The 9,122-nt window shown below is 68.7% G+C and carries 13 protein-coding genes and 1 pseudogene; 9 read left to right on the forward strand and 5 right to left on the reverse strand.

Translation table 11 applies throughout. From position 1 onward, the window contains the following. Positions 1-450: aldehyde dehydrogenase family protein (locus RMP08_RS08545; protein WP_310468571.1), on the forward strand; the 450-nt coding region annotated here is incomplete at its 5' end. A 12-nt stretch (positions 451-462) separates the two neighbouring features. Next, positions 463-843 (forward strand): hypothetical protein, encoded by a 381-nt coding sequence (locus tag RMP08_RS08550; RefSeq protein WP_310468572.1) that lies wholly within the window; start codon positions 463-465, stop codon positions 841-843. On the opposite strand, the gene RMP08_RS08555 is transcribed toward RMP08_RS08550, so the two are convergent. Beyond that, complete coding sequence (locus RMP08_RS08555; protein WP_310468573.1) at positions 840-1,529, reverse strand: DUF4259 domain-containing protein; 690 nt, start codon at positions 1,527-1,529, stop codon at positions 840-842. The genes RMP08_RS08550 and RMP08_RS08555 overlap by 4 nt on opposite strands. Positions 1,530-1,722: 193 nt before the next feature. Between RMP08_RS08555 and RMP08_RS08560 the strand changes: the two genes are divergently transcribed. The 3 genes from RMP08_RS08560 (at position 1,723) to RMP08_RS08570 (ending at position 4,724) form a co-directional block, all read left to right on the forward strand. Continuing rightward, positions 1,723-2,124, forward strand: coding sequence for a hypothetical protein (locus RMP08_RS08560; protein ID WP_310468574.1), 402 nt, complete (start codon positions 1,723-1,725; stop codon positions 2,122-2,124). A 115-nt stretch (positions 2,125-2,239) separates the two neighbouring features. Then, a complete protein-coding gene (locus tag RMP08_RS08565; RefSeq protein WP_310468575.1) occupies positions 2,240-2,998 on the forward strand; it encodes a Crp/Fnr family transcriptional regulator in 759 nt (252 codons plus the stop codon). Positions 2,999-3,059: 61 nt separating this feature from the next. After that, positions 3,060-4,724 carry a thiamine pyrophosphate-binding protein gene (locus RMP08_RS08570; RefSeq protein ID WP_310468576.1) on the forward strand — a complete coding sequence of 555 codons (1,665 nt, stop codon included), beginning with the start codon at positions 3,060-3,062 and terminating at the stop codon, positions 4,722-4,724. A gap of 24 nt (positions 4,725-4,748) precedes the next feature. Here RMP08_RS08570 and RMP08_RS08575 read toward each other — a convergent pair whose 3' ends face one another. From RMP08_RS08575 to RMP08_RS08585, 3 genes are all read right to left on the reverse strand, one after another. Further along, entirely contained in the window at positions 4,749-4,943 is a 195-nt protein-coding gene (locus RMP08_RS08575; RefSeq protein WP_310468577.1) for a hypothetical protein, read from the reverse strand. A gap of 81 nt (positions 4,944-5,024) precedes the next feature. Further along, complete coding sequence (locus tag RMP08_RS08580) at positions 5,025-5,222, reverse strand: hypothetical protein (RefSeq protein ID WP_310468578.1); 198 nt, start codon at positions 5,220-5,222, stop codon at positions 5,025-5,027. An 88-nt stretch (positions 5,223-5,310) separates the two neighbouring features. Next, complete coding sequence (locus RMP08_RS08585) at positions 5,311-5,916, reverse strand: protein-L-isoaspartate(D-aspartate) O-methyltransferase (RefSeq protein WP_310468579.1); 606 nt, start codon at positions 5,914-5,916, stop codon at positions 5,311-5,313. 64 nt (positions 5,917-5,980) lie between these two features. Between RMP08_RS08585 and RMP08_RS08590 the strand changes: the two genes are divergently transcribed. Further along, complete coding sequence (locus RMP08_RS08590) at positions 5,981-6,775, forward strand: methyltransferase domain-containing protein (protein WP_310468580.1); 795 nt, start codon at positions 5,981-5,983, stop codon at positions 6,773-6,775. Here RMP08_RS08590 and thiS read toward each other — a convergent pair. Continuing rightward, positions 6,768-7,778 (reverse strand): annotated as a pseudogene (gene thiS / locus RMP08_RS08595) (sulfur carrier protein ThiS). The gene RMP08_RS08590 and the pseudogene thiS overlap by 8 nt on opposite strands. A gap of 38 nt (positions 7,779-7,816) precedes the next feature. Between thiS and RMP08_RS08600 the strand changes: the two are divergent. The 3 genes from RMP08_RS08600 to RMP08_RS08610 form a co-directional block, all read left to right on the forward strand. Beyond that, positions 7,817-8,251 (forward strand): type II 3-dehydroquinate dehydratase, encoded by a 435-nt coding sequence (locus RMP08_RS08600; RefSeq protein WP_310468581.1) that lies wholly within the window; start codon positions 7,817-7,819, stop codon positions 8,249-8,251. A gap of 34 nt (positions 8,252-8,285) precedes the next feature. After that, on the forward strand, positions 8,286-8,777 hold the full coding sequence (gene accB, locus RMP08_RS08605; RefSeq protein ID WP_310468582.1) for an acetyl-CoA carboxylase biotin carboxyl carrier protein: 492 nt from the start codon (positions 8,286-8,288) through the stop codon (positions 8,775-8,777). A gap of 4 nt (positions 8,778-8,781) precedes the next feature. Beyond that, positions 8,782-9,122 (forward strand): biotin carboxylase N-terminal domain-containing protein (locus RMP08_RS08610; protein WP_310468583.1); only part of this gene is annotated, 341 nt, incomplete at its 3' end.

Consider the following 9,122-nt stretch of genomic DNA (forward strand, 5'->3'; position numbering starts at 1 on the left):
GCCAACGCCCGCCGGCCCGAGGCGGTCGGCGCGCTGATCGACGATGCGCGGGCCAAGGGCGCACGCGTGCTCGCCGGCGGCGGTCCCGGGGACGGCGGCTTCTTCTTCCAGCCGACCCTGCTGGCCGACGTCTCCAACGAAGCCGAGATCATGAACGAGGAGCCGTTCGGCCCGGTCGCCGTGAGCCGCGCGTTCAAGGATTTCGACGAGGCGATCCACGAGGCCAACCGCCTGCCGTTCGGGCTCGCCGCGTTCGCCTTCACCGAGAACGGCCGCCGCGCCAATTTGCTCGGCGACGCGATCGAGAGCGGGATGGTCGGGATCAACACCTTCGCCATCTCGATGGCCGACGCGCCGTTCGGCGGGGTCAAGGATTCGGGCTTCGGCAGCGAAGGCGGCAAGGAAGGCCTGGAAAGCTACCAGGTCGTGAAAGCGATCCATTTGGCCTGATCGAGCGGCTCGATGACCCCTCTGCTCGCCCAGCGCCTAATCGCCGTGCCGTTCCTGGTGCTCGGCGCCTGGTGCCTGTTTCTGCCGCGGATGGTCGAGCAGCTTGGTTTCCGCCCGGAATATTATCACGGCACCGCGACCACCGCGTTGATGATGGGCTGCTTCGGCGCCCAGGCGGTGCTCGCCGGGCTGTTCGCCTGGTTCAGCCGGTTCACGCGCACGACGTTCCTCGTCTACGGGATCGCGCTGCTGCCGTTCTTCTGGTTCAATTACTGGTTCGTGTTCGTGGTGCCGATGTTCAACGAATGGATGCTGCTCGACTTCGGCGCCAACGTCGCGATGCTGGTGCTGTGCGTGATCGGCTACCGCGCGTCCGCGAGAGAGACCGCCTAAAGCTGGTCGAGGTCGGGCATGTTGCCGGGGTCGAACTTCAGGTCGGCGATCGCGTGTAGGTGATGCAGGCGCGCGTTGAGGCACGGCAAATGGAGCCAGAAGCCTCGGCCCATGCTGTTCATGTTGTAGGCGTCATAGAGGCTGATCCCCCACAGCTCGTGGCGCGCCACCGGCTGGTCGCAGAATGCGCAGGTGCCCCCTACCTCGGCCAGCGGCGCGCCGACCTTGGCCTCGATATGCTCGCTGTCCCACGGCTCGAAATCGACCTCGGGGTTTAGCCGGTCGATCAGCCGCGTCAGCTCGGCGAGCCACTCGTTGGGCGCGACGTCCTCGCTCGCTTCCGCCCATAATTCGGAGAGCTCGGAATGGCGCATGACGTGGAGCACCGCGTTGCGCGCCTGGTGGAACAGCAGGCTGTCCGGCTCGCCCGCGCTGGCAAGGCGGTCGGCGAGATCGGCAGGGAAATCGGGGATGCGGCGCCCGAGCATCATCGCGACGCACTCGGATGCGGCCAGCAGCTCGCACGCGAAATCGCTGTCGACGACCAGCTCGGTCTCGCTGCCATGCGCGTCGGTGTCGCGTTTCAACTTCGCGAACGGCTGGCGGACATCGTCGACCGACTTGACCCCGGCCGCCCAATCCATCGCCGTGTCGTTCTCGAAATTGCCGGCGCCCCACGCACCCATTGTCCCGCTCCTTTGGGCCGAATGGTAACGGCCCGCCCGCCGCTGTCAAAACGGAGGCGGCACGCCTCTGCTAAATAACTTCGTTAAGTGTCTGCAACTAATCTGGATTAAAATCGTTGGTGTAGAATCGTCGGGGGTCTTGGGCATCCCGGCGGCTGAGAGACGCAGCGCTCCCGCTCGCCGGGAGATCCTTGTGCTAAATCAAAAACCCGTCCTGATCGTTGAGGACAATGTCTATCTCGCGCTCGACCTGTCGTGCGCGGTCGAGGACATGTGCGGCCGCGTGGTCGGCCCGACGCGCACCGCGGCCGAAGCGATCGAGCTGCTGCGCTCCGAGCCGGTCGCGGCGGCGATCCTCGATTGCCAGCTCGCCGACGATGAGCTCGAGCCGCTGGCCGGGCGGCTCGCCCAGTTGCAGGTGCCGTTCATCATCCACACCGCGTCCCACCCGCCGGCCTGCATCCGCGCCAACCATCCCGACATCCCGGTGCTGTTCAAACCGCTGCAGCCAAGCGCCGTGCTGGCTGCCTGCTGGTCCAGATCGCCAAGGCCGCCGAGCACGGTGGCACCGGCCGACAGGGCTGAACGCGCCTAAACAAAGTTAGGCACACCACCTTAAATGGTATAGAGTGCAATCATCACCGGGCCCCTATCGTGGCTTCCTGGTGGCTGAGAGACATTGCAGCGCTCCCGCCTGGCGGAGTGTTTCAATGCCCGAGAACCCCCCTCCCGACCTGTCGCTGATGGTGCGCAAGCTGAGCCTGTGGGGTGAGCTGGACGCGGCTGACCGCGATGCCATCCTCGCTCTGCCGCATCAACGCCGCCGCCTCGACGCCGGCCAGTACATTGTGTGGGACGGCGACGCGCCGCAGTTCACGTGCCTGCTGCTGTCGGGCTTCGCCTATCGCCACAAGCATGCCGGCAACGGCGGCCGCCAGATCCTCTCGATCCACATGAAGGGCGACATCGTCGACCTGCAGAACTCGCTGCTCGGCATCGCCGACCACGACGTGCAGATGCTGACCGCGGGGGAGATCGCGCTGGTCCCGGTCGATGTCATCCGCGAGCTTGCCTTCAGCCATCCGGCGATCGGCATGGCGATGTGGTACGAGACGTTGGTGGAAGGGTCGATCTTCCGCGAGTGGGTGCTCAACATCGGGCGGCGCGATGCGCGCACCCGGGTCGCCCATCTGCTGTGCGAATTCGCGCTGCGGCTCGAGGTCGCCGAGATCGGCAAGCCCGACAGATACGAATTGCCGATCACCCAGGAGCAGCTCGCTGACGCGGTCGCGCTGACCTCGGTCCTCGTCAACCGCACGCTCATGAAGCTCGAGGCCGACGGGCTGATTACCCGCACCAAGCGGATGATCTCGATCGGCGACTGGAAGAAACTGGCCGAGGTCGCCGACTTCCACCCGCGCTATTTGCACCTCGAGCAGCGCAAGTCGGGCCGGTCGCGCGCGGCATAGCCCGCGCGCACCGTTAAGTTTCCCGCTTCCGCCGGTCATGCCAGGCCGGTAGAGGCGGGCCATGACCTCCACCACCCTCCGCACCGGCGGCCGCATCCTCGTCGACCAGCTTCGTATCCAGGGCTGCGACCGCGCCTTCACCGTGCCCGGCGAGAGCTTCCTCGCGGTGCTCGACGCGCTCCACGACACCCACGAGATCGACCTCGTGGTGTGCCGCCAGGAAGGCGGGGTCGCGTACATGGCCGACGCCGACGGCAAGATGACCGGGCGGCCTGGCGTGGCGTTTGTGACGCGCGGGCCTGGCGCCACCAACGCTTCGGCCGGGGTCCATGTCGCGTTCCAGGATTCGACCCCGATGATCCTGTTCGTTGGCGACCTCGACCGCGCCGACCGCGACCGCGAGGGCTTCCAGGAAATCGACATGGCGGCGTTCTTCGCCCCGATCGCCAAATGGGCGGCGCGTATCGACGATGCGCGGCGCATCCCCGAATATGTCGCGCGCGCCTGGCGTGTGGCGACCGCCGGCCGGCCCGGTCCGGTGGTGCTGGCAATTCCCGAGGACATGCTGCGCGACGAGGTCGAGGTGCCCGACCGGCCGCCGGTGCCGCCGGTCTCGGAAACCCCCGACCCCGGCGCGATCGCCGCGCTGTTCGAGCTATTGAAGGACGCCGCGGCGCCGGTGGCGATCGTCGGCGGCGCCGACTGGAGCCCGTGCGCGGCGCATCATTTCGCCAATTTCGCCGGCCGCCACGGCATTCCCATCGCCGCCGCCTTCCGCCGCCAGGACGCGATCGCCAACGACTGCCGGGTCTATGCCGGGCAATTGGGCTACGGGCCCAATCCCAAATTGCAGCAGCGCGTGCGCGAAGCGGACCTGTTGCTGGTGGTCGGCGCGCGCCTCGGCGAAGCGACCACCGACGGCTACAAACTGATCACCCCCGACCACCCCGGCCAGCTCCTCGTCCACGTCCACCCCGACCCCAACGAGCTGGGCCATGTCTATCACGCCGACCTGCCGATCTGCGCCGACATGGGTGAGTTCGCGCAGATGGCCGACGAATGGCAGGACCCCGAGCTGGTGCGCTTCGGCTCGGGCGACGAGGCGCACGCCGAATGGCTCGACTGGTCCGAGCCCAAACCCAGGGACGGCGTGGCCCTCGACCTCGGCCCATGCGTCAAGGCGATGCGCGACGCGCTGCCCGCCGACACCATCATTTGCAACGGCGCCGGCAATTTTTCGGGATGGTGGCACCGCTACTGGCGCTACGGCGCGGCGCCCACCCAGCTCGCGCCGACCAGCGGGACGATGGGCTACGGCCCGCCCGCCGCGGTCGCCGCGAGCTTGCGCTTCACCGACCGCGTGGTGGTGTGCGTCGCGGGCGACGGCGATTTCCTGATGAACGGGCAGGAGCTGGCGACCGCGGCGGCGCGCGGCGCCAACCTGCTGGTGATCCTCGTCGACAACCAGAGCTACGGCACCATCCGCATGCACCAGGAGCGCGATTATCCGACGCGCATTTCGGGCACTACGCTGGCCAACCCCGATTTCGCGGCGCTCGCCCGCGCCTATGGCGGCTGGGCCGAGACGGTCGAGAAAACCGCCGATTTCGCCCCAGCCCTCGCTCGGGCGATGGAGCAAAAAGGCATCCGCCTGCTTCACTGCAAGACCGACGTCGAAGTGATCAGCAACGCGACGACGATCGGCGCGCTCCGCGCCCGCAGCTGAACGACGGATCTGGAGAAGCGCGGTCTAGCGCGATTCGCCGGTCTTGCGCTCGCTGCCGTAACCGTAGGTGAGGTGCTTGAACTGCCGCCGGCCGGCGAGGGCGCTGAGCGGGGCGCTGGGATCACGCGCCGCCTTGATCTGTTGCGGGGTGACCGCGAACAGCGCGTAAAGTTCCTCGCGCGCTGCGAGCTTCTGCGGAGTTGTTTTGCGGAACGGCATGGCTTGTCCCCAATGGCTGCGAACTAAACAGCCGGCCCGCGAAATTGGGCAGCACAACCACGACCGTTATGGCGCAGATGCCTATCCGCGCGAGTGATCGCGCAGCGCCTCGTTGAGGCGGTAAGCGGCGGTGCGCTGGCGCTCGTCCTGCTCGCGGCGGCCCGGCCCGGGCGGCTTTCGCTCGGCCGGCCGAGCAGCGGCGAGCCGGCTCAGCAACTCGGCCCAGGCGACGGCTGGGCTGGTTGTCGCGGGGCGGGCGCGCGGCATCAGTCCCTTCACCCGGAATCTCCCTCATGAGGAAGACGAGCGCGGCGCGGAAAAGCTCCGGAGCAGCGCGTCCGTTTCGGAGTCATCTCGCCGCGCAGTGCTACCCCCCGACGAGGGGGACGAAGCGCACGGCGCACAAATCGTCCCGGGCGAGTCGGCCCGCGCCGTCTCTCGTCAGCCGCACCAGTTGCTGGATGCCGCCGGGCGCGCCGAGCGGAATCACCCGCCGCCCGCCGGGGCCGAGCTGGTCGACCAGCGCGGGCGGGACGGCCGGCGCGGCGGCGGCGGTCAGGATCGCGTCGTAGGGCGCCGCGGCAGGCCAGCCGCCGGTGCCGTCGCCATCGACGATCCGGACATTGGCCAGGCCCAGCCGGGCGAGGCGCGCGCGCGCCGCGTCGGCCAGCTCGGCATGCCGTTCGACCGCCACCACCGAAGCGGCGAGATGGCCGAGGATGGCGGCGGCGTAACCCGACCCCGCGCCAACCTCGAGCACGCAATCGCCGCCGCCGACAGCGGCCGCGTCGACCATCAGCGCGACGATGTACGGCTGGCTGATGGTCTGTCCGGCAGCGATCGGCAGCGGGTGGTCGCCATACGCTTCGGCGGCGTATTCGGCGGCGACGAACAGTTCGCGCGGGACGGCGCGGAACGCCGCCAGCAGCGCCGGGTCCCGCACTCCACGGGCGGCGATGTGAAGCTCGATCATGTCCTCGCGGAGACGCGCGAAATCTGGCATGATCGATCGCGCATAGCACGCCTGGGGTGTTGGCATGAATGCGAGCGATGCCGCCTTCGCCGGATCGATCCCGGCGCTCTACGACCGCCACCTTGCGCCGCTGCTGTTCGAGCCGTTCGCCAGGGTCGTGGCCGAGCGCGCCGCCGCGCTGCGGCCGCAGCGGATCCTGGAGACCGCCGCCGGCACGAGCGTGGTGACCGCTGCGCTGCACGACGCGCTGCCGGAGGCGGAGATCGTCGCCACCGACCTCAACCAGGGCATGCTCGACGTCGCCGCCCGGCGCTTCGCGTCCGATAAAGTGCGGCTGGCGGCGGCCGACGCGCAGGCGCTGCCGTTCGAGCCCGCCCGGTTCGACCTCGTGGTGTGCCAGTTCGGCGTGATGTTCTTCCCCGACAAGGTCGAGGCCAATCGCGAGGCGCGCCGGGTGTTGCGCGACGGCGGGCATTACCTCGCGGTGATCTGGGACCGGCTCGAGCGCAATCCGGTGTCCAAGGCGGCGTCGCAAGCGGTCGCCGAACTGTTTCCCGGCAATCCGCCGCGCTTCCTCGAGCGGACGCCGTTCGGCTACGGCGATCCGACCTGGATCGAGCATGATCTGGTCGCCGCCGGCTTCACCGACATCGAGTTCGAGACCGTCGTGCGGACCAGCCGGGTCAAGGCGAGGGACGCCGCCGCCGGGCTTGCGCTCGGCTCCCCGCTACGCGCCGAAATCGAGGCGCGCGACCCGGCCATGCTCGACGCCGCGGTGGAGGCGGCGGCCGCGGCGCTGGCACCGTGGGAGGGGCAGGACGGCCCGATGTCGGCGCACCTGGTGACGGCGGTCAAATAAGGCCGGCGAGCGGCGACGACGGGTCGGCGTAGAGGCGCTTTTGCATGCGGCCGGCGCGGTAGGCCAGGCGCCCGGCCTCGACCGCGGCCTTCATCGCGCGCGCCATCAGCAGCGGGTCCTTGGCCTCGGCGATCGCGGTGTTCATCAGCACCCCGTCACAGCCCAGCTCCATCGCCTCGGCGGCGTCGCTCGCGGTCCCGACCCCGGCATCAACCAGCACCGGCACTTTGGCGCCTTCCACAATCAGCCGGATCATGACGCGGTTCTGCAGGCCTAGCCCCGAGCCGATCGGCGCGCCCAGCGGCATGATCGCGACCGCGCCGGCATCCTCGAGCCGCTTCGCCGCGATCGGGTCGTCGGCGCAATAGACCATCGGCTCGAAGCCTTCCTTGGCCAGCACCTCGGTCGCGCGCAGCGTCTCAATCATGTCAGGATAGAGCGTCTTGGCCTCGCCCAGCACCTCAAGCTTGACCAAAGTCCAGCCGCCCGCCTCGCGCGCCAGGCGCAATGTCCGCACAGCCTCGTCGCCGGTGAAGCAGCCCGCGGTATTGGGCAGGTAAGTGATCGTCTTGGGGTCGATGAAGTCGGTCAGCAGCGGCTGGCCGGGGTCGGCGATATTGACCCGCCGCACCGCGACGGTGACGATCTCCGCGCCCGAGGCGGCGACCGCGGCGGCATTCTCCTCGAAGCTCTTATACTTGCCGGTGCCGACGATCAGCCGCGAGGTGAAGGTGCGGCCGGCGACGCTCCAGCTGTCGGTTGCGATGGGGGTCTCGGCGTTCACTCAACCGCCCCCGACGAAGGTGACGATCTCATAGTCGTCGCCGTCCTCGACCTGAACCTCGCCGAGCGTCCCGCGCGGAACCACCGCGAGATTGCGCTCCACCGCGACGCGCAGCGGGTCGAGCCCGAGCTGGTTGACCATCTCGGCGATCGTCGTGTTGCCCGGAACGCGGCGGTGCTCGCCGTTGATGCGGACCGAAAGGGAGCCATCGAGGGTCATTGACAAGCGCAGATAGGAAGCTCCACCGCCAAGCGCAAATGAGCGGCACGGTGTTTGTCCTGAACGGCCCCAACCTCAACCTGCTCGGCACCCGCGAGCCGGAGATTTACGGGCACGACACGCTCGACGACATCGCCGCGCGGCTGACCGAACGCGCCGCCGAGCTGGGGCTGGCCCTCGATCTTCGCCAGTCGAACCACGAAGGCCATCTGATCGACTGGCTGCACGAGGCGGCGGCGAGCGGCGCCACAGCGGTAATCCTCAACCCGGGCGGCTATTCCCACACCTCGGTCGCGCTCCACGATGCGGTGAAAGCGATCGCGGTGCCGGTGATCGAGGTCCACCTGAGCGACCCCGCGGCGCGCGAATCGTTCCGCCAGACCGACCTCGTCGCGCTTGCCGCGCGCGAGGTGATCAAGGGCCACGGCGCTGACGGCTATATTCTCGCACTGGACGCGGCGGCGCGGCTCTGACAGGAACCGCGCCACGTCAAGAACAGGACTGACCATGGCCGATAAAAAGGACGACAGCCGCGCCGATGCCGGTGCGATGCGCATCGATCCGGCGCTGGTGCGCGAGCTCGCCGAACTGCTCACCGCCAACGAACTGCCCGAAATCGAAGTCGAGGACGGCGACCGCAAGATCAAGGTCGCGCGCGAGCCGGCGGCGCTGATCGCCGCGCCCGCCGCCGCTCCCCCGCCATCCACCGCAAGCGCCCCTGCCGCCGCTTCCGCCGCGCCCGCGCCGTCGGCGCCCGAAGTCAGCGGCGAAACGCTCAAGTCGCCGATGGTCGGCACCGCCTTCCTCTCGGCCGAGCCCGGGGCCAAGCCGTTCGTGACCGTCGGCCAGGCGGTTAAGGCCGGCGACACCGTGCTGATCGTCGAGGCGATGAAGGTGATGAACCCGATCACCGCGCCAACCGCGGGGACGGTCAAGCAAATCCTGATCGCCGACGGCCACCCGGTCGAGTTCGACCAGCCCTTGATGATCATCGGCTAGACCGTTGCCGCAGATCAAGAAGCTGCTGATCGCGAACCGCGGCGAGATTGCGCTGCGCATCCACCGCGCCTGCCACGAAATGGGCATCAAGACGGTGGCGGTCCACTCGACCGCGGACGCGGACGCCATGCACGTGCGGCTGGCCGACGAGACGGTGTGCATCGGGCCGCCCGCCGCCGCCGATTCCTACCTCAACATCGCCAACATCATCTCGGCCGCCGAGGTCGTCCACGCCGACGCCATCCACCCCGGCTACGGCTTCCTCTCGGAGAATGCGCAGTTCGCCGAGATCGTCGAGCTCCACAACATCGTGTGGGTCGGTCCCAAGCCCGAGCATATCCGCAT

It is taken from the genome of Sphingomonas sp., from assembly GCF_031426035.1.
Taxonomy (GTDB): domain Bacteria; phylum Pseudomonadota; class Alphaproteobacteria; order Sphingomonadales; family Sphingomonadaceae; genus Sphingomicrobium.

Excerpts from the sequence above, each read along its gene's own strand:
- RMP08_RS08575 (WP_310468577.1), bottom strand. The coding sequence starts at position 4,943 with ATGCCGTTCCGCAAAACAACTCCGCAGAAGCTCGCAGCGCGCGAGGAA.
- RMP08_RS08555 (WP_310468573.1), bottom strand. The coding sequence starts at position 1,529 with ATGGGTGCGTGGGGCGCCGGCAATTTCGAGAACGACACGGCGATGGAT.
- RMP08_RS08585 (WP_310468579.1), bottom strand. The coding sequence starts at position 5,916 with ATGATCGAGCTTCACATCGCCGCCCGTGGAGTGCGGGACCCGGCGCTG.
- accB (WP_310468582.1), top strand. The coding sequence starts at position 8,286 with ATGGCCGATAAAAAGGACGACAGCCGCGCCGATGCCGGTGCGATGCGC.
- RMP08_RS08570 (WP_310468576.1), top strand. The coding sequence starts at position 3,060 with ATGACCTCCACCACCCTCCGCACCGGCGGCCGCATCCTCGTCGACCAG.
- RMP08_RS08600 (WP_310468581.1), top strand. The coding sequence starts at position 7,817 with ATGAGCGGCACGGTGTTTGTCCTGAACGGCCCCAACCTCAACCTGCTC.
- RMP08_RS08565 (WP_310468575.1), top strand. The coding sequence starts at position 2,240 with ATGCCCGAGAACCCCCCTCCCGACCTGTCGCTGATGGTGCGCAAGCTG.
- RMP08_RS08550 (WP_310468572.1), top strand. The coding sequence starts at position 463 with ATGACCCCTCTGCTCGCCCAGCGCCTAATCGCCGTGCCGTTCCTGGTG.
- RMP08_RS08590 (WP_310468580.1), top strand. The coding sequence starts at position 5,981 with ATGAATGCGAGCGATGCCGCCTTCGCCGGATCGATCCCGGCGCTCTAC.